General features: G+C 31.9%; 21 protein-coding genes and 2 tRNA genes. 12 read left to right on the top strand and 11 right to left on the bottom strand.

The window, feature by feature from the left end; genetic code table 11:
- The first annotated feature begins 100 nt into the window (after positions 1 to 100).
- From ACI5KZ_RS08070 to ACI5KZ_RS08060, 3 genes are all read left to right on the top strand, one after another.
- The gene (locus tag ACI5KZ_RS08070; protein WP_406847386.1) at positions 101 to 772 is read left to right on the top strand and encodes a Crp/Fnr family transcriptional regulator; all 672 of its coding nucleotides are present in this window, start codon (positions 101 to 103) and stop codon (positions 770 to 772) included.
- 72 nt (positions 773 to 844) lie between these two features.
- A complete protein-coding gene (locus ACI5KZ_RS08065; RefSeq protein ID WP_406847520.1) occupies positions 845 to 1,717 on the top strand; it encodes an anti-sigma factor domain-containing protein in 873 nt (290 codons plus the stop codon).
- A 157-nt stretch (positions 1,718 to 1,874) separates the two neighbouring features.
- A complete protein-coding gene (locus ACI5KZ_RS08060; RefSeq protein WP_406847385.1) occupies positions 1,875 to 2,438 on the top strand; it encodes a TlpA family protein disulfide reductase in 564 nt (187 codons plus the stop codon).
- Between the two features lie 4 nt (positions 2,439 to 2,442).
- On the opposite strand, the gene ACI5KZ_RS08055 is transcribed toward ACI5KZ_RS08060, so the two are convergent.
- Positions 2,443 to 2,526, bottom strand: a tRNA-Leu gene (locus ACI5KZ_RS08055).
- A 57-nt stretch (positions 2,527 to 2,583) separates the two neighbouring features.
- A tRNA-Lys gene (locus tag ACI5KZ_RS08050) sits at positions 2,584 to 2,656 on the bottom strand.
- A gap of 131 nt (positions 2,657 to 2,787) precedes the next feature.
- Here ACI5KZ_RS08050 and ACI5KZ_RS08045 point away from each other — a divergent pair.
- The gene (locus ACI5KZ_RS08045) at positions 2,788 to 3,306 is read left to right on the top strand and encodes a shikimate kinase (RefSeq protein WP_109308761.1); all 519 of its coding nucleotides are present in this window, start codon (positions 2,788 to 2,790) and stop codon (positions 3,304 to 3,306) included.
- Here ACI5KZ_RS08045 and ACI5KZ_RS08040 read toward each other — a convergent pair.
- Positions 3,298 to 3,801: a phosphoribosyltransferase domain-containing protein gene (locus ACI5KZ_RS08040; protein ID WP_109308760.1), complete on the bottom strand. Its 504-nt coding sequence runs from the start codon at positions 3,799 to 3,801 to the stop codon at positions 3,298 to 3,300. The two genes, ACI5KZ_RS08045 and ACI5KZ_RS08040, sit on opposite strands and share 9 nt — an antisense overlap.
- Before the next feature lie 57 nt (positions 3,802 to 3,858).
- Positions 3,859 to 4,230 (bottom strand): RNA-binding S4 domain-containing protein, encoded by a 372-nt coding sequence (locus ACI5KZ_RS08035; protein WP_109308759.1) that lies wholly within the window; start codon positions 4,228 to 4,230, stop codon positions 3,859 to 3,861.
- 81 nt (positions 4,231 to 4,311) lie between these two features.
- Between ACI5KZ_RS08035 and ACI5KZ_RS08030 the strand changes: the two genes are divergently transcribed.
- A complete protein-coding gene (locus ACI5KZ_RS08030; RefSeq protein WP_109308758.1) occupies positions 4,312 to 5,406 on the top strand; it encodes an FKBP-type peptidyl-prolyl cis-trans isomerase in 1,095 nt (364 codons plus the stop codon).
- Between the two features lie 53 nt (positions 5,407 to 5,459).
- On the opposite strand, the gene ACI5KZ_RS08025 is transcribed toward ACI5KZ_RS08030, so the two are convergent.
- The 3 genes from ACI5KZ_RS08025 to ACI5KZ_RS08015 are packed head-to-tail and all read right to left on the bottom strand — an operon-like array spanning position 5,460 to position 7,911.
- Positions 5,460 to 6,047, bottom strand: a complete 588-nt coding sequence (locus ACI5KZ_RS08025) for an outer membrane beta-barrel protein (protein ID WP_109308757.1) — start codon at positions 6,045 to 6,047, stop codon at positions 5,460 to 5,462.
- 45 nt (positions 6,048 to 6,092) lie between these two features.
- Positions 6,093 to 7,046, bottom strand: coding sequence for a transketolase family protein (locus ACI5KZ_RS08020; RefSeq protein ID WP_406847384.1), 954 nt, complete (start codon positions 7,044 to 7,046; stop codon positions 6,093 to 6,095).
- Between the two features lie 19 nt (positions 7,047 to 7,065).
- Entirely contained in the window at positions 7,066 to 7,911 is an 846-nt protein-coding gene (locus tag ACI5KZ_RS08015; RefSeq protein WP_406847383.1) for a transketolase, read from the bottom strand.
- Between the two features lie 169 nt (positions 7,912 to 8,080).
- Between ACI5KZ_RS08015 and tgt the strand changes: the two genes are divergently transcribed.
- From tgt to ACI5KZ_RS07980, 7 genes are all read left to right on the top strand, one after another.
- Positions 8,081 to 9,211, top strand: a complete 1,131-nt coding sequence (tgt, locus tag ACI5KZ_RS08010) for a tRNA guanosine(34) transglycosylase Tgt (RefSeq protein ID WP_406847382.1) — start codon at positions 8,081 to 8,083, stop codon at positions 9,209 to 9,211.
- A 2-nt stretch (positions 9,212 to 9,213) separates the two neighbouring features.
- On the top strand, positions 9,214 to 10,290 hold the full coding sequence (locus ACI5KZ_RS08005) for an LptF/LptG family permease (protein ID WP_109308753.1): 1,077 nt from the start codon (positions 9,214 to 9,216) through the stop codon (positions 10,288 to 10,290).
- A complete protein-coding gene (locus ACI5KZ_RS08000) occupies positions 10,277 to 11,188 on the top strand; it encodes a DMT family transporter (protein ID WP_109308752.1) in 912 nt (303 codons plus the stop codon). The genes ACI5KZ_RS08005 and ACI5KZ_RS08000 overlap by 14 nt, the downstream gene beginning before the upstream one ends.
- Before the next feature lie 126 nt (positions 11,189 to 11,314).
- A complete protein-coding gene (locus ACI5KZ_RS07995; RefSeq protein WP_109308751.1) occupies positions 11,315 to 12,268 on the top strand; it encodes an acetyl-CoA carboxylase carboxyltransferase subunit alpha in 954 nt (317 codons plus the stop codon).
- Between the two features lie 168 nt (positions 12,269 to 12,436).
- Positions 12,437 to 13,975 (top strand): replicative DNA helicase, encoded by a 1,539-nt coding sequence (gene dnaB / locus ACI5KZ_RS07990; protein WP_406847381.1) that lies wholly within the window; start codon positions 12,437 to 12,439, stop codon positions 13,973 to 13,975.
- A 32-nt stretch (positions 13,976 to 14,007) separates the two neighbouring features.
- The gene (locus ACI5KZ_RS07985; RefSeq protein WP_109308749.1) at positions 14,008 to 15,027 is read left to right on the top strand and encodes an AI-2E family transporter; all 1,020 of its coding nucleotides are present in this window, start codon (positions 14,008 to 14,010) and stop codon (positions 15,025 to 15,027) included.
- 140 nt (positions 15,028 to 15,167) lie between these two features.
- Positions 15,168 to 16,352 carry an asparagine synthetase B gene (locus ACI5KZ_RS07980; RefSeq protein ID WP_406847519.1) on the top strand — a complete coding sequence of 395 codons (1,185 nt, stop codon included), beginning with the start codon at positions 15,168 to 15,170 and terminating at the stop codon, positions 16,350 to 16,352.
- Positions 16,353 to 16,510: 158 nt separating this feature from the next.
- Here ACI5KZ_RS07980 and rplT read toward each other — a convergent pair whose 3' ends face one another.
- The 4 genes from rplT to thrS form a co-directional block, all read right to left on the bottom strand.
- Positions 16,511 to 16,855, bottom strand: coding sequence for a 50S ribosomal protein L20 (gene rplT / locus ACI5KZ_RS07975; RefSeq protein WP_109308747.1), 345 nt, complete (start codon positions 16,853 to 16,855; stop codon positions 16,511 to 16,513).
- Positions 16,856 to 16,944: 89 nt separating this feature from the next.
- Positions 16,945 to 17,142, bottom strand: a complete 198-nt coding sequence (gene rpmI / locus ACI5KZ_RS07970) for a 50S ribosomal protein L35 (protein WP_109308746.1) — start codon at positions 17,140 to 17,142, stop codon at positions 16,945 to 16,947.
- A 56-nt stretch (positions 17,143 to 17,198) separates the two neighbouring features.
- A complete protein-coding gene (infC, locus tag ACI5KZ_RS07965) occupies positions 17,199 to 17,753 on the bottom strand; it encodes a translation initiation factor IF-3 (protein ID WP_165815813.1) in 555 nt (184 codons plus the stop codon).
- 28 nt (positions 17,754 to 17,781) lie between these two features.
- Positions 17,782 to 19,719: a threonine--tRNA ligase gene (gene thrS, locus ACI5KZ_RS07960; RefSeq protein WP_406847380.1), complete on the bottom strand. Its 1,938-nt coding sequence runs from the start codon at positions 19,717 to 19,719 to the stop codon at positions 17,782 to 17,784.
- Between the last annotated feature and the right edge of the window lie 369 nt (positions 19,720 to 20,088).

Raw genomic sequence — 20,088 nt, 5'->3', positions numbered from 1 at the left:
TTGAATTTTATAAAAAAACTCCTGAAGCAATTCAGGAGTTTTTTTGTAATTTTTTATATGAATTCACGACAACTCTTTTAACTAACAAAAACTTTACGCAATGAACTCCATTTGGTTTTTTGACGATGTCAATTTATTTAAAATACTTTGTCCTCATAAATTCAAAGCTTATAAGAGCTGTCACAGTTTTGATATATATAATAAAAAAGACTATATCTATTTTGAAGAAGATTCGGCTTCTAAAGTTTATTTAATTGAAAAAGGTAAAGTTAAAATTGGGTATTATAATCAAGATGGGACAGAAGTTGTAAAAGCCATACTTACAAAAGGTGAATTATTTGGTGAACAAGCCATTTTAGGCGAAAACATTAGAGAAGAGTTTGCCCAATGTTTAGATAACCAAACTTCAATTTGTCCTATAAGCGTTCAAACCATGCATGATTTAATGCGTGACAATCAAACCTTTAGCTTTAAAATATATAAGTTTATTGGATTTAAATTTAAAAAGCTTGAAAGGAGATTGCAATTACTATTGTTTAAAGATGCTAAAACCCGTTTAATAGAATTTTTAGATGAATTATGTACAGATTATGGTTATGATTGCGAAAAAACAGGCGACCACGTTATTAAGCATCCTTACACTCAAAAAGATATTGCTTCGTTAATAGGTACATCACGTCCAACGTTAAATATTTTACTTCAGGAACTTAGGACAGAAAAATATATAGATTTTAACCGAAAAGAAATTAGAATTTTAAAAAAATCTGCTTAGTGTTAGCTAGCTAACATTTTAAATCATAACATCAACTTAATTTTGAATTATAAATTTAAAAATAAAAATGTGATGATTAAAAAAATGATTTTTTCAGTATTAGCATTATCTGCCTTACTCGTTTCTTGTAGTAGTGATGATGATGTTAACAACAATGTGCCTTCAACCTCAAACTTAACTTTAAATCTTTCTGGACTTGAATCTTTAGGAAATGATTATGTTTACGAAGGTTGGATTATTGTAGATGGATCTCCAGTTTCAACTGGAACATTTTCAAGTGTAACTTTTCCTCAAACATTTTCAGTAAACTCAACACAACTTAATAGCGCTACAACTTTTGTGCTGTCTATAGAACCAGCAAACGATGCAGATCCAGCTCCTGCAGCAACAAAAATTTTAGCAGGAGATTTCACAGGAGACTCAGCAAATGTCAATACTGGAATAGTTGGCGATTTTCTAACAGCAGAAGGGACTTTCTTTTTAAGAACTCCAACAGATGAAACTGGAATGAACAATGGGAACGATGAAAATGGTATTTGGTTTGGTACACCAGGAGCTCCTCCAACTACAAATTTCATATTACCAACGCTACCTGAAGGCTGGGTTTATGAAGGTTGGGTAGTTGGTGATTCGGGACCATTAACGACTGGGACATTTAATATGTTTGATACTGTTGATGATGCAGCACCTTTTAGCGAAACAATACAACCAGGTCCTCCTGTTCCAGGTGAAGATTTCTTTTTAAATGCTCCAGTTGGAGAAACATTTCCTTTAGATGTAAGAAATAGAACAGTAGTCATTTCAGTAGAGCCGGTACCAGATAATTCTCCTGCACCTTTTGCATTGAAACCACTAGTTGGTACTGCTGGAGATACAACTGCACCTGCAACTCATAATCTGAGTCTTAATTTAGCATCGTTTCCAACAGGAATGGTTAATCGATAATAGCTTTAACAATTTTGTTTTTGTTAGTTATAAAGCATAGTTTCGTCAAAGGGACTATGCTTTAATTTTTACGAAACATCTATATATAAAGTTTAATTAAGAGTCAGAATAATAATAAGTATGTTCCAAATAACCATTAAAAAATAGGGATCAACAAATGAAAAAACCAAAATTCAATACTAGTAACATCATATTTTTAATAGTTATAGCCCTATTAATAATTCCTCAGACTAGGCAACCTATACAAATATTTCTTCATAAGGGACTTGCCTTATTTGGACCTTCAATAATTGATGAAAATAAAAGAGAAAAGCTAACAGATTATAATTGGCAATTAATTAGTGATTCCGGTGAAACTTATAATTTTAACGAAGCAAAAGGGAAAGTTATTGTTATTAATTTTTGGGCAACATGGTGTCCACCATGTATAGCAGAAATGCCAAGTTTAGAAGCGCTTTATAATCAATATAAGGATAATGTTGTGTTTTTATTTGTATCCAATGAAGAGTCAAAAGTTATTCAAAGTTTTATTAATAAAAATGAATATAGCTTTCAGTTTCATACACCAAAAACAACTAACCCAGAAACATTTCAAGTAAGCGCAATTCCAAGAACTTTTATTATAGACAAATTAGGTAATATTATTATTGATAAAACAGGTGCAGCAAATTGGCATAGCGATGGAGTTAGAGAGCAATTAAACAATTTAATAAAAGAATAAATTGTGCGCACGAGAAGATTCGAACTTCCACGAACTAATGTTCACCAACCCCTCAAGCTGGCGCGTCTACCAATTCCGCCACGTGCGCATAATGTGTAAGATATAAAAATAAAAAAAGTTAAGCATGTAGCTTAACTTTTTTTTGTGACCGGGCTGGGGCTCGAACCCAGGACCCTCTCCTTAAAAGGGAGATGCTCTACCAACTGAGCTACCAGGTCAATTTGTTTTTCTCTAACGAGGGTGCAAATATAAGAGCTTTAATCAATATTCCAAACCTTTTTAAAAGATTATTTTTGTTTTTTTGTTTTGTTACTTTGCAAAGTCATTTAGTTAAAAATTTTGAGCAATTATGAAAATTATTTTATTAGGATATATGGCTTCGGGGAAGTCTTTAATAGGCAGCGAATTAGCCAAAATTTTAAAAATAAATTATATCGATCTGGATCAATTTATTGAAGAAAAAGAAGGTAAATCCATTCAGAAAATATTTTTAGAAAAAGGTGAAATTTTTTTTAGAAAAATTGAAAATAGCTATTTAAAAGAGATTATTTCATCAAAAGACGATTTGATTTTATCTCTCGGTGGTGGAACTCCTTGCTTTTCGAATAATTTAGAATTACTCAAAGAAAATAAAGATGTAACCTCATTCTTTTTAAATGTTCCTGTAAATGAATTGGCAAGAAGGTTAATGAATGATAAAAGCAATAGACCATTAGTTGCCTATGTTTCAGACCAAAATGATATGTTAGAATTTGTTGGTAAGCATTTATTTGAACGTTTGCCTTTTTATAATCAGGCTAATTATAAAATAGATGGAAACAAAGTTAAAGCAGAAGTGATAGAAAATATAGTTTCAAAGCTATTTTAAATATGCTTTAAACGCTTTTCCTTCTAAAATGACATCTATGTGCTCGTTTAAGGAAGTAGAAAGTGAGATACCTTTAAAATCCGCTTTAACAGGATATTTTTTATGATTTCTATTAACTAAAACGGCAGTTTTAAATTGTTTTAATGGCACTTCAAGAAAATATTTCACGCCATAAATCAAAGTCGTACCAGAATTTAAGACATCGTCTATTAAAACAACAGATTTATTTTCGTAATCTTTAGTGTTAAGAGATGTTTTAATATCGTTTCTTGGATTTTTCTTATCAATAACCACCTTGCACAAAACTGGAGTAATAGGAGAAATTTTACTTAAGACTGTTTTTAGTTTCTTGGCAAGAATGTATCCATTTTTGTCAATACCTGCTAAGATAACCTCGGTTTCATTTACATTGTTTTCATAAATCTGATAAGCAATTCGCTTGATTTTATGATTTATTTCTTCGTGGTTTAAAATAATATTTTTTGTTAAAGTCATCTTAGATAGTTCTTTGTTCAAAGATAAAATACAAATTTAGAATTTTGGAGATTTTTGTTATTCAATTTCATCTTGATAGTCGTCAATATCTCTTCTATCTTTTTTTGTTGGTCTTCCGGTTCCTTTTTTTCGGTAGTAGTCTTTAGAGTATTTTAAAAGCTCTTGTGCTTCAAATGCTTCCTTGGGTGTAGTGTCTGTTCTATAAATATCGACTAGTTTGGCGCCAACCCTACTTGGAGGTAAATCGTTTATAGTAAACGTATAGTTTATTTGGTCTTTTCTTACTTGAACCTCATCTGTTGGGTAAACTTCACGGCTAGGCTTTATAGGGTCTCCATTAACTTTTACATGCCCTTTTTTACATGCAGTTGTAGCAAGACTCCTTGTTTTATAATATCTTACACACCATAAATACTTGTCAATTCGCATAATATTATCTAAAATCTACGTTAATGTTCTTGTGCAAAATTATTAATAAATTGTATCTTGCACCTCAAAAAAGAAGCAATAATGAAAATTAGAAATATAGCAACTGCTGTTTTATGTTTTGGTTTGATTGTTTTATCTTGTAAAAAAGATGAAGATGATGATAGTCCATATGTTGTACCACCAAGAGATAGACAGGAAGTTTATGATGAAAATATCGTAGAAATAGAGGCGTATTTAGAAACTCATTTTTATAATTATGAAGAATTTGAGCAAAACCAAGTTTATAGTAATTTAGACGTGATGCCTTATATCGTAACACCTAACGATAGTTTTGAAATAGTTATCGATACCATTGCTGGTGCAAATAGCGATAAAACATCATTAATGGATATGCTAGGTGACGAATTGAAAATTAAAGAAGTAACAGATTCTGAAGGCATAGTTTATAAGCTTTATTATTTAGTTGTTAGAGAAGGTTTAGGAGGTGATATTCACCCAATCGATCAGGTTTTTGCTAATTATAATGGGACTTTAATAGATGGAACTCTTTTTGACAGTGCTGTAACTGGAATCCCTTTTCATTTAACTTCGGTTGGTAATTATTTAGGTGTGGTAGATGGTTTTAAAGAAGGCATTATAGAGTTTAAAGCTAGACAAGGTTATACCGAAAATATGGACGGAACTATTACAAATCACAATCATGGTATTGGTGCTGTTTTTGTTCCTTCTGGATTGGGTTATTTTTCTCAAACACAAGCAAATGTGCCTGCATATTCTAACTTAATTTTTACTTTTAATCCAGAAAAACGAACGCTTTTTGATCATGATTCTGATGGTGTATTTTCTTATTTAGAAGATTTAAACAATAATCAAGATTCTTTTGATGATGATACAGATGGTGATGATATTCCAGACTTTGTGGATGTTGATGACGATGGTGATGGGGTTTTAACAAAAGATGAAATAGAAAGAACGGTTTATACTGAAGATGAAAACATGATGCCTTTTACTTCAAATACAGCAGCTCAAACGTATTATGATACCTATGCGGCACCAGATGAAGTATTATATAATATTGTAGATAATAACAATGGGACATTTACTTTAAATACGGTTATTTACACAGATTCAAATAATGATGGGATTCCAGATTATTTAGATAGTAGTGTAAACTAAAAGTAACATTGTAAAACAAAAAAACCTCTTAAATTATTAAGAGGTTTTTTTGTTTATAAAAGAAAAGATAAACTCAAGATTAATTGATCTGGTCTAGTATCAATTCTACTGACATTTAAACCAGAATTACTATTTATAAAAGTAGCTTCGTTTTCACTAAACCCTCTTTCATATCTTAGGTCGATTCCAATTCTGTTGAAACTAACTCCAACGCCAAAGTTTAAACCAACAGTAAAATCATTTTCAATTTCATTAATGTCAATTCCTTCAAATTCTGAATCTAGAATATATTGTAAAGAAGGACCAGCAAAGACATTAAGAAATTCAAAGAATCTTAAACCAACCAATACTGGAGCATCCAGCTTTTGCATTTTAAAACTCCCAGTATTATAGTCACTTTTAGTGCTTGTATAAACCAATTCTGGTTTTAAATAAATTTTACCACCTATCTTACCAAAGATACCAAAGTGATAACCTACATGTCTATCTGGATGTTCTGCATTACTTCCTATAGATTCAAAATAGTCCCCATTTGCATTATAGTTTAAACCTCCTTTAAATCCAAAACCAGATTTGTTTTGTGCTTGAGCAAACGTTGTAAAAACTATTAGAACTATACTTAAATAAAATACCTGCTTCATAAATTTTCGTTTTAGGGTTTAATATAAAACGAAACATTAAAGCAATTATTTTCTTTTTAATACAGTTTCAACGGCTTTAATAATGGCTTGGCTATTTAAACCATATTTTTCCATAAGCTGTTCAGGGGTTCCTGATTCACCAAAGGTATCTTTGGTAGCCACAAATTCTTGTGGTGTTGGTTTTTTTGTTGCTAATACTCGTGCAACACTTTCACCTAAACCTCCAAGAAAATTATGTTCTTCAGCAGTTACTATACAGCCTGTTTTTGAAACAGATTTGATAATGGCTTCATCGTCTAATGGTTTTATGGTATGAATATTTATAACTTCAGCAGAAATCCCTTTTTCATTTAAAGTTTTAGCAGCTTCAAGAGCTTCCCACACCAAATGCCCAGTGGCAACAATAGTAACATCTGAACCTTCTACTAAATGAAGGGCTTTCCCAATTTCAAATGTCTGATCTTCAGAAGTAAAGTTAGCCACTTTTGGTCTTCCGAAACGTAGGTAGACTGGTCCTTGATGATTTGCAATAGCAATAGTTGCTGCTTTTGTTTGGTTATAATCACAAGTGTTAATAACCGTCATTCCTGGCAACATTTTCATCAAGCCTATATCTTCTAAAATCTGATGGGTAGCACCATCTTCACCTAAAGTTAAACCAGCATGTGAGGCACATATTTTTACATTTTTATCTGAATAAGCAACACTCTGACGAATTTGATCGTAAACACGACCCGTAGAAAAGTTAGCAAAAGTACCAGTAAATGGAATTTTTCCACCAATCGTCATTCCAGCTGCTAAACCAATCATATTAGCTTCAGCAATCCCTACCTGAAAAAAACGTTCGGGATGATTTGCTTTAAAATCGTCCATCTTTAAAGAGCCAATTAAATCGGCACATAATGCCACAACATTTTCATTCGTTTGTCCCAATTCTGTTAAACCGTCTCCAAAGCCTGAACGAGTATCTTTATTTCCTGTATTTATGTATGTTTTCATGTTCGTTGTTGATTGATAATTAATAGTCTCCTAAAGTTTCTGGGTTTTGCGCTAACCCATTAGCTAATTGCTCATCGTTTGGAGCCTTGCCATGCCATGCATGTGTATGCATCATAAAATCGACACCATTACCCATAATGGTTTTTAATAAAACACAAACTGGTTTTCCTTGCCCAGTTTTACTTTTTGCTTCAGCCATGCCTTTTAAAATAGCTTCGATGTTATTTCCTTCGTTTATTTCAACAACTGTCCAGCCAAAAGCTTCAAATTTTGCTTTTAAACTCCCCATTGGTAAAACGGTATCTGTAGAACCATCAATTTGCTGACCATTTAAATCTATAGTAGAAATAATATTATCTACTTTGTTTCCTGCAGCGTACATAATGGCTTCCCAGTTTTGACCCTCTTGTAATTCGCCATCACCATGCAAACTATATATTAAATGCGAATCCTTATTTAATTTTTTGGTTTGAGCAGCACCTAATGCAACAGACATACCTTGACCTAGAGAACCTGAGGCAATTCGTATTCCTGGTAAGTTTTCATGAGTTGTTGGGTGACCTTGTAAGCGCGAATTAATTAAACGAAAGGTGTTTAACTCGTCCACCGGAAAATAACCAGATCTTGCAAGAACACTATAATAAACTGGAGAAATATGGCCATTCGATAAAAAGAATAAATCTTCATCAATTCCATCCATGTCAAAATGGGTGTTTCTATCCATAATTTCTTGGTAAAGTGCTACAAAAAACTCAGCACATCCTAAGGAACCTCCAGGATGACCTGAATTTACTTTGTGTACCATTCGAAGAATATCTCTACGAACCTGGGTAGTTAAATCTTTTAATTGTTGTGTGTTTGGCATGTTTATTTTGTTAGTTTTTCAGTTGCAAAAATAATGGTTTAAAATACGTATTCAAAAGGAGTTTTAAGTCACTTATTAACGAATGTTGGTGTTTTGCTAACAATTTTGATTTTATTAAGAAATTCCTCGCTTTATGTTATTTATATTTGCCAACTGATGTTATTAGTATATGATTTTTGAATTAAAAGGAAAAGACACTCAATCAAATGCCAGGGCTGGAGTAATTACAACAGATCATGGTAAAATAGAAACTCCAATATTTATGCCAGTTGGTACTGTTGCATCTGTAAAAGGGGTTCATCAACGTGAACTTAAAAATGATATTAATCCAGATATAATTCTAGGTAATACCTATCATTTATACCTTCGTCCACAAACAACTATTTTAGAAAAAGCTGGAGGATTGCATAAATTTATGAATTGGGATCGTAATATTTTAACCGATTCCGGTGGATACCAAGTGTATTCGCTTTCTGCTAATCGAAAAATAAAAGAGGAAGGCGTTAAATTTAAAAGTCATATTGACGGAAGTTACCATACGTTTACTCCAGAGAATGTGATGGAAATTCAACGAACCATTGGAGCAGATATTATTATGGCATTCGATGAATGCACGCCTTATCCGTGCGATTATCATTATGCAAAACGCTCTATGCATATGACGCATAGATGGTTGGATAGATGTATTAATCATTTAGAAAAAGTGCCTTTTAAATACAATTATAGTCAGACCTTTTTTCCTATTGTTCAAGGAAGCACCTATAAAGATTTAAGGAAGCAATCTGCCGAATATATTGCCAATGCAGGTGCAGAAGGGAATGCTATTGGAGGTTTGTCTGTCGGGGAACCAGCTGAAGAAATGTATGCCATGACAGAAATTGTAACCGATATTCTACCAGAAGACAAACCAAGATATTTAATGGGTGTTGGAACTCCTATAAATATTCTTGAAAATATCGCCTTAGGAGTTGATATGTTTGATTGTGTGATGCCTACTAGAAATGCTAGAAACGGCATGTTATTTACAGCCCAAGGTACCATTAATATAAAGAATTTAAAATGGGCTGACGATTTTTCACCAATTGATGATATGGGAATTACTTTTGTAGATACAGATTACACTAAAGCCTACCTTCGTCACTTATTTACTGTAAACGAGAGATTAGGAGCGCAAATAGCAACCATACATAATTTAGGGTTCTATATGTGGTTGGTTCGCGAAGCGAGAAAGCATATATTAGCAGGAGATTTTAGAATTTGGAAAGATAGGATGGTGAAACAAATGGATAAACGACTATAATTTTGAAAATACTCGATTGGTACATATTAAAACGTTATTTGTTTACATTTTTTATCATGTTGCTATTGTTTATTCCTATTGGAATAACAGTCCATTTAGCAGAGAAAATAGGTAAAATACTTGAAAACGAAGTGCCTTTTGGAGAAGTATTAATCTACTTTTTAGACTTCACAATTTATTTCGCCCATTTATTATTTCCATTGTTTTTATTCCTTTCTGTAATTTGGTTTACTTCAAAATTGGCTAATAACACAGAAGTTATTGCATTTTTAAGTTCTGGTGTTTCTTTCTCTAGATTTTTAAGACCTTACATGATTGGAGCTACTATTGTTGCTATTTTAGCTTTGGTTTTAGGCATGTATTTAGCACCAAATGCAAGTAGAGGGTTTAACGATTTTAATTATAAATACCTTAAAAACAGTAATGATGCACTTAATAATCAGAACGTTTATAGGCAAATTAATGATCACGATTATATTTATGTGAAAAATTTTGACGTGAAACAAAAAATCGGTAGAAATTTTACTTTAGAACATTTTGAAGATGATAAAATGACTTATAAGATTAGTGCTAATACGATTAAGTTTAATGAAGAAGATAGCACATATATTTTAAATAATTATACCAAAAGATTAATTGGAGAAAGCGATGACATTCTTGATATAGTAAGAAAAAAAGACACCCTTTTTCCATTCGATTTAGAAGATTTAACACCAGTAGTTTACATAGCAGAAACATTACCTTATGGCGAGTTAAATAAATTTATTGAAAAAGAAGAAAAGAGGGGATCGTCTTATATAAATAGATATAAATTGGTAAAATATCGTAAATGGAGTTTACCAGTATCTGTATTTATTTTAACGATTATTGCAGTAGCTGTTTCTTCTATTAAACGTCGTGGTGGAATGGGAGTTAACCTAGCTTTCGGAATTTGTATCGCTATGGTTTTTGTGTTTTTCGATAAAATATTTGGTGTGTTAGCCTCACAATCAGATTTTTCTCCATTGGTGGCAGTTTGGTTTCCTAATGTGATTTTTGGTTTTTTAGCGGCTTATCTTCTTTACAATGCTAAACGATAATTTAAAAAATTACCTGCACCTACATCTTCTTGTATTTATCGCAGGATTTACAGCTATTTTAGGTGAGTTAATATCTATAGATGCCGTGTCATTGGTTTGGTATCGTATGCTTATAGCAACTGCCTTAATGTTTATGTATATTATTTTTGCTAAGATAAATATTAAGATCCCATTAAAATCGGTTGCAAAATTAGCCTTTGCTGGTATTATTATTGCTTTGCATTGGATTACTTTTTTCGAATCGATAAAAGTGTCAAATATATCTATTACCCTTGCGATGTTTTCTACTGGAGCATTCTTTGCTTCATTGCTTGAGCCTATAATTTATAAACGAAAAATTATTTGGTATGAAATTGTATTTGGACTTCTTATTATGGTTGGTGTTGCTATCATTACTAATAGTGAGTTTAAATATTTATATGGTATTATTTTAGGAATTGTTTCAGCATTTTTATCCTCTACATTTGCTGTTTTAAACGGCAAATTCTTAGAGAAACATACGGCAACTGTTATTTCAGTTTACGAGTTTATTAGTGGTGTTTTATTTATTAGTTTGTTTATTATTTTATTTGGTAATGGATTTTCAAAAGAGTTCTTTGTTCTAAGCATATCAGACTTTGGTTATCTTTTTGTTTTAGCCTCTGTATGTACAGCATATGCCTTTATTGCTTCAGTTTATGTTATGAGATACGTTAGTCCATATACAGTAGTGTTAACTTATAATTTAGAACCAATTTATGGTATTGTTTTAGCGCTTATTTTATTTCCAAAAAAAGAAATAATGAGTCCGTCTTTTTATTTGGGAGCTTCAATTATTATTGGCGTAGTGATGCTAAATGGAATATTGAAAAACATCAAAATTAAAAGAAAAAGAAAAAGAACTAGTCTAGAAGAGTAGCTAGTTTGTTTTTAAAACCTTATTTTTATTTAATTATTGACATGAAATTTTATGTTTAAATCGAAAATTTAAACGAAATAAAATATGTAATTTTGTAAGCTAACAAAAAACAAACTATAACTTCCAATGGAATATTTAGAATTTGAACTTCCTATTAAAGAACTTGAAGATCAACTGCAGAAATGCCAAGTTATTGGTCAAGAGAGCGAAGTAGATGTTACGGAAACCTGTAAACAAATTGAAAAAAAACTTATAACTACCAAAAAAGAAATTTATAAAAACCTAACCCCTTGGCAACGTGTACAAATGTCTCGTCATCCAAGTAGACCTTATACTTTAGATTATGTTAAGGCCCTATGTGGAGACACTTTTTTAGAGCTTCATGGCGATAGAAACTTTAAAGACGATAAAGCCATGATTGGCGGATTAGGGAAAATTGGAGACCAAAGTTTTATGTTTATTGGTCAACAAAAGGGTTATAATACTAAAACTAGACAATACAGAAATTTTGGAATGGCAAACCCAGAAGGTTATAGAAAAGCTTTGCGTTTAATGAAATCAGCCGAAAAATTTGGAATTCCAGTTGTTACTTTAATCGATACACCAGGGGCATACCCAGGTTTAGAAGCTGAAGAACGTGGGCAAGGTGAAGCCATTGCAAGAAATATTCTTGAAATGACACGTTTAAAAGTGCCAATTATTACCATCGTTATAGGTGAAGGTGCTTCTGGTGGAGCATTAGGAATAGGAGTAGGAGATAAGGTTCTTATGTTAGAAAATTCATGGTACTCTGTTATCTCACCAGAAAACTGCTCTTCCATCTTATGGCGTAGCTGGGATCAAAAAGAACTAGCAGCCGAAGCCTTAAAATTAACAGCTAAAGATGCTAAAAAGCTAAAAGTAGTCGATGCAATTATAAAAGAACCAATAGGAGGAGCACATAGTGATAGAGAAACAACCTTCAAATCGGTTAGTCAGGCAATAATTAAGTCTTACGATGAATTAAAAAACTTATCACCAAAAGAATTAGTAAAACAACGCATGGAAAAATATATGGAAATGGGTGTTTTTAAAAGTTAACTCAACTAAAACCTATAATGCATAAATCTGAAATGTCATATTTCAGATTTTTTTATGCTTATTAACAATATTTTTAAGTTATTAACAGTTAAATTGTTAACTTATGGTGAACAATCAAGAGTTGATTATTCGTCATTTTTCTTTTCAATTTAGCTACTTTCGTAACGTATGAAACAACCGAACCAAATTAAAGGATATCAAGTAGATAAAAGCACAATTATCAATCTGGAAAGAGGTAAAATACCACCTCAAGCTATTGATTTAGAAGAAGTTGTGCTTGGCGCAATGATGATTGATAAAAAAGGAGTCGATGAGGTTATAGATATTTTAAGTGCTGACACTTTTTATAAAGAAGCTCATCAACATATTTTTGAAGCTATTTTTCAATTATTTGAAAATAGTGAACCAGTCGACTTATTAACCGTTTCTAGCCAATTAAAGAAAAACTCAAAGTTAGATTTAGCAGGTGGAGATTTTTACCTTATTTCATTAACTCAAAAAGTGTCTTCATCTGCCCACATTGAGTTTCATGCACGAATCATTCTTCAAAAATTTATTCAGCGAAGTTTAATTAAAATTTCAAATGAAATTATTGAAGATTCTTACGATGAAACCCAAGATGTTTTTGATTTGTTAGATCGCGCAGAATCTAAACTATATGAAGTAACACAAGGAAATATAAAAAAATCTAGTGAAACAGCTCAAGAATTAGTTATTCAAGCTAAAAAGAAAATTGAAGAAATTTCTAATAAAGAAGGCTTGAGTGGTATTCCTTCTGGGTTTACAAAACTAGATAAACTTACTTCTGGCTGGCAAGAAAGCGATTTGATTATTGTAGCTGCTCGACCAGGTATGGGAAAAACTGCCCTAACCTTGTCTATGGCAAGAAATATTGCTGTCACTCAAAACATCCCTGTAGCTTTTTTCTCATTAGAAATGGCTTCTGTACAATTAATTATGCGTTTAATTTCTAGTGAAACTGGTTTGTCTTCAGAAAAGTTGAGAACTGGAAAACTAGAAAAACATGAATGGGAACAACTAAATGTTAAAGTTAAGAGCTTAGAAAAAGCACCTTTGTTTATTGATGACACACCTTCACTTTCTATATTTGACCTTAGAGCTAAGGCTAGACGTCTGTCTTCTCAGCATGGTATTAAATTAATTGTGGTGGATTATTTACAATTAATGACTGCAGGTGGTGGCCAGAAAGGTGGAAATAGAGAACAAGAGATTTCTATGATATCGCGTAACCTTAAAGCATTAGCAAAAGAATTAAGTATCCCTGTAATTGCTTTGTCGCAATTATCTCGTGCAGTTGAAACGCGTGGAGGTAGCAAAAGGCCTTTGCTTTCCGATCTTCGTGAATCTGGAGCCATCGAGCAAGATGCTGATATTGTATCCTTTATTTATAGACCGGAATATTATAAAATAGACGAATGGGACGACGATGAAAGAACACCAACTGAAGGTCAAGCCGAATTTATTATTGCGAAACACAGAAATGGAGGATTAGAGAATATTCGTCTAAAATTTATTGGTCATTTAGGTAAATTTGATAATCTTGATGATTTTGATACACCATTTGGACAAGAGTTTCATTCTAAAATGAATGCTGCAGCAAACGATAATACATTTTCTCCAGATAATTTCCCTTCTGCAAGTGATGCTTTCGGTACACCAGAAGATGATAACGACGTGCCATTTTAAAGCCCAAGTCTATTTTATATAGCTCAAATATTATGGATAAATTAAGAACCACAAACATATTATTATTAGTAATTGTTATCCCTTTAATTTTTTATTTACTAAAAATACTTTCTTTCATTTTTGTTCCATTAGTGTTCTCGATGTTTATTGCACTACTTTTTTTGCCAATTATGCGTTGGTTAGGGAAAAAGAATGTTCCTAAATTCATTAGTATTGTAATTGTTGTTTTACTAATCATTGGAGGTTTGAAAATTGGTGTAGAATTAATCCAATTATCAAGCAAACAAATCCTAAATTCAGATACCGAATTCTTTTCTAAAGCAGAAGTAAAGTTAGACAGTTTATTTCATTTAGCACAAGAAACATTTGGATTCAAACTAGATGATAAAGAAAGTGTTTTAAAACAGTTTCTTGCAAAAGATAGTTTAGGAAACACTATAAACTTCATTCAACGAACGCTTACCATGATACTCATGATAATTTTTTTCGTTGTTTTATGGTTAGCTGAATCTATAAATATCCAAAAAGTATTAAATAGTACCATCCTAAAACAGAGACATACATCTCTTAAAACGTTTTTTAAGATTGAAAAAGATCTTATAAAGTTTATTAAAGTCAAGTTTTTTGTTAGCCTTGCAACTGGAATTGGAACTGGTTTAGCTTGCTTGTTTTTCGATGTGAGTTTTCCAATTTTTTGGGGTCTTTTTGCTTTTGTTATTAATTTTGTGCAAATGGTTGGTTCTATTATTACAGTCGTTTTATTATCAATATTCGCTTTTATTGAGTTAGATCCAACAAGTACACTCCTGTTTTTTATCATATCAATTACAAGTGTTCAAGTATTATTCGGTTCTATTTTAGAGCCTATTTTTATGGGAAAATCATTTTCATTAAACGTTATAACCGTTTTAGTGATGCTTATGTTTTGGGGTTTTCTCTGGGGAGTTCCAGGTTTAATTATGGCCATTCCTATTACAGTTTTTATTAAAATTATCTTAGACCAATTTCCATCAACCAAAGTTCTCTCAGATATTCTCTCAAGAAACAGTTAATAAGTAACTATAGGTTAAATTTTATTTAAAAGGTATTTAGAGGCATAATTTTTAAGTATATTTCAACTGTGAAAAAGCTAGCCCTTATATTTGTCCTATTATTTTCGGTAAACACATTTGCATCATATATCCTTATTCCTATGGATGCAGAAAGTCAGAAAAATCATTTAAAAGCTTACGGAATTACTTATTGGACTTTAGAAAAACAATTAAAAGTAAAATGGTTATTAAATTACAGAGGAGGTTCTTTTTTAATGCCAGATACTGAAGAAATTCAACGTGAATGCCAAATAAGGGGAGTTTCTTTTGAAATATTATCTGATGCCAAAACTGAATCCATACTAGAAGAAATTAGTAGTCCTAGTAAAAATATGGAAGCTGTTGTTTTAGAGAAAGCACCTAAAATTGCTGTTTATACGCCAAAAGGAAAACTACCTTGGGATGACGCTGTAACCATGGTTTTAACTTATGCTGAAATTCCTTATGAAACAGTATATGATGAAGAAGTGTTGAATGATGCTTTATTACTTTACGATTGGTTGCATTTACACCATGAAGATTTTACAGGGCAATATGGTAAATTCTACGCAAATTATAGAACTGCTGCTTGGTACATAGAAGAAAAGAAAGCTTCTGAAGCATTAGCAGCTAAATTGGGTTATTCTAAAGTATCTGAAGAAAAACTTGCTGTCTCTTTAAAAATAAGAGATTATGTAGTAGGTGGAGGCTTCATGTTTGCTATGTGTAGCGCTACAGATAGTTTTGATATAGCTCTCTCTGCAGAAGGAATAGATATTTGCGAACCCATGTTCGATGGAGACGCTAGCGATCCAAACTATCAATCTAAAATAAATTACAATAAAACGTTCGCATTTAAAGATTTTAAATTGGAAAGAAATCCTATGGTTTATGAGTTTTCTTCTATAGATATGACTCAAAAAAGACAGATTCCTAAAATGACAGATTATTTTACATTGATGGATTTTTCTGCAAAATGGGATCCAATTCCAACGATGTTAAATCAGAACCATACAGCTTTAGTTAAAGGGTTTATGGGACAAACAACGTCTTTTACAAGAGATGAAATTAAGTCAAATGTATTAGTGCTTGGAGAAAACAAAACCAATGGAGAAGCCAAATACATTCATGGAATAAAAGGAAAAGGTTTTTTTACTTTTTATGGAGGTCACGACCCAGAAGATTATACACATAGAGTAGGAGACCCAAAAACAGAATTAGACCTGCATCCAACTTCACCAGGTTATAGGCTTATTTTAAATAATGTCTTGTTTCCGGCAGCAAGAAAAAAGAAGCAGAAAACTTAACTGCATTAACTCTCTTTGTTATTTGTTAAACTTTGGAATGAATTATAACGTTAATTCAATTTATAAAAATGTATAATGTAATTCTTTAAACAAAAAAACCAACTCAAAAGAGTTGGTTTTTTTATAAGTGAAATATGTTATACAATAGGCGAAACGCCTTATTTTACTTTCTCTATTACAGCTTTAAAAGCCTCAGGATTATTCATAGCTAAATCTGCTAAAACCTTACGGTTTAATTCAATATCATTAGCTTTTAATTTTCCCATAAATTGAGAATAAGATAATCCATGTTCTCTAGCTCCAGCGTTAATACGCGTAATCCATAAAGCACGGAATGTTCTCTTTTTGTTTCTACGGTCTCTATACGAATATTGCATCGCTTTATCAACCGCATTTTTTGCTACTGTCCAAACGTTTTTACGACGTCCGAAGTAACCTTTTGCTTGTTTAAGCACCTTTTTTCTTCTGGCTCTTTTGGCAACAGAATTTACTGATCTTGGCATAATTTAATTGTTTTTTGTAGTAGGCGGCCGATAATCGACACTTTAATTGCCTAACTCCAGGGTTTAAATAATAATTTAACCGAACGTGATTACTTTAATCGTAATTGTTCTTTAATACTGTTCTCATCACTCGCATGTACTAAAGTACTGTGAGTTAATGCTAACTTACGCTTTTTAGACTTCTTTGTTAAGATATGACTTTTAAAAGCGTGCTTTCTTTTAATCTTACCAGTACCTGTTAACTTAAAACGTTTTTTGGCACTAGATTTGGTTTTCATTTTAGGCATCTTGTTCTCCTAGTTTTGTTTATTTCACTTATTATTTTCAACCTGTAAATCAGGATTTATTTTGATTTTTTTGGAGCTATAAACATGGTCATACGTTTACCTTCCAATTTAGGCATTTGTTCCACTTTACCTAATTCTTCTAAATCTTGAGCTAATCTTAAAAGTAAGATTTGACCTTGTTCTTTAAAAACAATCGAACGACCTTTAAAGAATACAAAAGCTTTTAATTTTGCACCTTCCTTTAAAAATTTCTCAGCATGTTTCTTTTTAAAATCGTAATCATGATCATCGGTTTGTGGACCAAATCGAATTTCTTTAACTACAACTTTGCTAGCTTTAGATTTTAAAGCTTTTTCACGTTTCTTCTGTTCGTAAAGAAACTTTTTATAATCCATAACCTTACAAACCGGAGGATCAGCTTTAGGTGATATTTCAACAAGATCTAAACCTTGTTCATCTGCAATAGCTAGTGCGTCCTTAGTTGGGTATACACCAACTTCAACATTATCACCTACTAATCGCACTTTTTCAGACCTAATTTTAGAATTAATTCTGTGTTGATCTTCTTGACTAACTCGTCTAGAGACTTGTTTTCTTCTACGTATTGCTATGGCTTTATAATTTTAGTTAAACTTATTTTTAAAATGTCTTTAATGACTTATTTATCTCTTTATTTATAATATCTGTCAAATCTTGTACAGTAATCATGCCAAGATCTTCTCCACCATGTTGGCGAACAGAAATCATATCTTCTTGCTCTTCATTCTCTCCAACTATGACCATATATGGGATTTTTTTCATTTCGGCTTCCCGAATCTTCTTACCCATGGTCTCATTTCTGTTATCAATCAGGGCGCGAATTTCGTTATTTTCTAACACATTTAAAACTTTTTTCGCGTATTTTTCATATTTCTCACTAATTGATAACACAATTACTTGATCTGGTATCAACCAAAGTGGGAAATTTCCTCCAGTATGTTCAAGTAGAATTGCTATAAAACGTTCCATACTTCCAAAAGGTGCACGGTGAATCATTACAGGTCTGTGTAATTCATTATCACTGCCTTTATAAGTTAAATCAAAACGTTCAGGAAGCGTATAGTCAACTTGTATAGTTCCTAGTTGCCATTGTCTACCAAGGGCATCTTTAACCATAAAATCTAATTTTGGTCCATAGAAAGCAGCTTCACCAGTTTCAATGACAAAATTTAATTTTTTATCTTCTGCTGCATTGATAATTGCCTGCTCAGCCTTTTCCCATAAATGATCATCTCCAATATATTTTTCTGGGTTATCAGGATCTCTTAAAGATACTTGAGCTGTAAAATTTTCAAAGCCTAATGAGCCAAAGACATAAAGTACTAAATCTATAACATCTTTAAATTCTTTATCCAATTGGTCTGGTGTGCAGAAAATGTGTGCATCATCTTGAGTGAAACCTCTCACACGTGTTAATCCATGTAGTTCGCCACTTTGTTCATATCTATAAACGGTTCCAAATTCAGCAAATCGCTTTGGAAGATCTTTATAAGACCACTGGCTGCTATTATATATTTCACAATGATGAGGGCAGTTCATTGGTTTTAATAAAAACTCTTCACCTTCTTTAGGAGTGTGTATTGGTTGAAAACTGTCTTCTCCGTATTTTGCATAATGTCCAGATGTGACATATAATTCTTTCTGACCTATATGTGGGGTAACTACCATTTCGTATCCAGCTTTTTTCTGAGCTTTTTTTAGAAAGTTTTCTAAGCGCTCACGTAAGGCAGCTCCTTTTGGTAACCACAAAGGTAGTCCTTGACCAACTCTTTGCGAAAAAGTAAATAACTCTAATTCTTTACCAAGTTTTCTGTGGTCTCTTTTCTTTGCTTCTTCAAGAAGTTCTAAATATTGAGTAAGCTCTTTTTGTTTTGGGAAAGAAATACCATAAACACGAGTTAATTGCTTATTATTTTCATCACCTTTCCAGTAAGCTCCTGCAACACTTAGAATTTTTACAGCCTTAACAATACTTGTGTTAGGAATATGACCACCACGACATAAATCTGTAAAAGTTGAATGGTCGCAGAATGTAATGGTACCATCTTCAAGGTTTTCAATTAAATCTACTTTATAACTATTCTTACCTTTATAGTATGATAAAGCTTCAGCCTTTGATACAGATCTCATTTTGAAATCATGTTTACCTCTAGCTATTTCTAACATTTTATCTTCAATGTTCTTAAAATCCTTGTCTGAAATAGTTTCTTCTCCTAAATCAATATCGTAATAAAAGCCATTTTCAATAGCTGGACCAACCCATAATTTTGAATTAGGATATAGTTCTTCTATAGCTTGTGCTAATATATGTGCAGAAGAATGCCAAAATGCTTTTTTACCTTCTTCGTTATTCCATGTATATAAGATTAATGAACCATTGGTAGTTAATGGAGTGGTCGTTTCAATAATAGTATTGTTAAAACTAGCAGAAATAACATTTCTAGCAAGCCCTTCACTAATGCTTTTTGCAACCTCCATTGCAGTCGTATTCTTTTCAAACGACTTAATACTACCATCTGGTAATGTAATCTGTATCATTATATATATGTCTTAAAATAAAGAAGCAAAGATAATAGTATAAAATTTTACATACAATGTTCCATCCATTATTTATATAACATAATGTATCAGATTATAATGGACTAATGTTTTATACTTATATATAGGCATGATTCGTTTAGTTTGGATCAAGATGATTTGGACTTATTGTAAGAGATTGGTTATATCAATCTATAAAATTTAGGTTTTAATAATATCCGATTTTTTACTAATGTATATATTTTAAAAAAAACTCAATTATATAAAATGCAGTTAATAAGAGTTTTAAAAGGTGTTTAAGAAAAAGATTCAAAAAAGGTTAAAAAAAGTTTGTTTAGGATAAAAAAAGGGTTGTATATTTGCACCCCG

The sequence above is a fragment of the Xanthomarina sp. GH4-25 genome (genome assembly GCF_045363175.1).
Classification (GTDB): Bacteria; Bacteroidota; Bacteroidia; order Flavobacteriales; family Flavobacteriaceae; genus Xanthomarina.
The sequence above is the reverse complement of the archived record's forward strand: the minus strand, read 5'-3'. Positions and strand labels throughout refer to the sequence as shown.

Excerpts from the sequence above, each read along its gene's own strand:
- dnaB (WP_406847381.1), top strand. The coding sequence starts at position 12,437 with ATGAAACAACCGAACCAAATTAAAGGATATCAAGTAGATAAAAGCACA.
- ACI5KZ_RS08060 (WP_406847385.1), top strand. The coding sequence starts at position 1,875 with ATGAAAAAACCAAAATTCAATACTAGTAACATCATATTTTTAATAGTT.
- ACI5KZ_RS07985 (WP_109308749.1), top strand. The coding sequence starts at position 14,008 with ATGGATAAATTAAGAACCACAAACATATTATTATTAGTAATTGTTATC.
- ACI5KZ_RS08025 (WP_109308757.1), bottom strand. The coding sequence starts at position 6,047 with ATGAAGCAGGTATTTTATTTAAGTATAGTTCTAATAGTTTTTACAACG.
- ACI5KZ_RS08015 (WP_406847383.1), bottom strand. The coding sequence starts at position 7,911 with ATGCCAAACACACAACAATTAAAAGATTTAACTACCCAGGTTCGTAGA.
- ACI5KZ_RS08040 (WP_109308760.1), bottom strand. The coding sequence starts at position 3,801 with ATGACTTTAACAAAAAATATTATTTTAAACCACGAAGAAATAAATCAT.
- ACI5KZ_RS07980 (WP_406847519.1), top strand. The coding sequence starts at position 15,168 with ATGGATGCAGAAAGTCAGAAAAATCATTTAAAAGCTTACGGAATTACT.
- rpmI (WP_109308746.1), bottom strand. The coding sequence starts at position 17,142 with ATGCCTAAAATGAAAACCAAATCTAGTGCCAAAAAACGTTTTAAGTTA.
- ACI5KZ_RS08000 (WP_109308752.1), top strand. The coding sequence starts at position 10,277 with ATGCTAAACGATAATTTAAAAAATTACCTGCACCTACATCTTCTTGTA.
- thrS (WP_406847380.1), bottom strand. The coding sequence starts at position 19,719 with ATGATACAGATTACATTACCAGATGGTAGTATTAAGTCGTTTGAAAAG.
- ACI5KZ_RS08030 (WP_109308758.1), top strand. The coding sequence starts at position 4,312 with ATGAAAATTAGAAATATAGCAACTGCTGTTTTATGTTTTGGTTTGATT.
- tgt (WP_406847382.1), top strand. The coding sequence starts at position 8,081 with ATGATTTTTGAATTAAAAGGAAAAGACACTCAATCAAATGCCAGGGCT.
- ACI5KZ_RS08070 (WP_406847386.1), top strand. The coding sequence starts at position 101 with ATGAACTCCATTTGGTTTTTTGACGATGTCAATTTATTTAAAATACTT.
- rplT (WP_109308747.1), bottom strand. The coding sequence starts at position 16,855 with ATGCCAAGATCAGTAAATTCTGTTGCCAAAAGAGCCAGAAGAAAAAAG.
- ACI5KZ_RS08035 (WP_109308759.1), bottom strand. The coding sequence starts at position 4,230 with ATGCGAATTGACAAGTATTTATGGTGTGTAAGATATTATAAAACAAGG.
- ACI5KZ_RS08065 (WP_406847520.1), top strand. The coding sequence starts at position 845 with ATGATTAAAAAAATGATTTTTTCAGTATTAGCATTATCTGCCTTACTC.
- ACI5KZ_RS08045 (WP_109308761.1), top strand. The coding sequence starts at position 2,788 with ATGAAAATTATTTTATTAGGATATATGGCTTCGGGGAAGTCTTTAATA.
- ACI5KZ_RS07995 (WP_109308751.1), top strand. The coding sequence starts at position 11,315 with ATGGAATATTTAGAATTTGAACTTCCTATTAAAGAACTTGAAGATCAA.
- ACI5KZ_RS08020 (WP_406847384.1), bottom strand. The coding sequence starts at position 7,046 with ATGAAAACATACATAAATACAGGAAATAAAGATACTCGTTCAGGCTTT.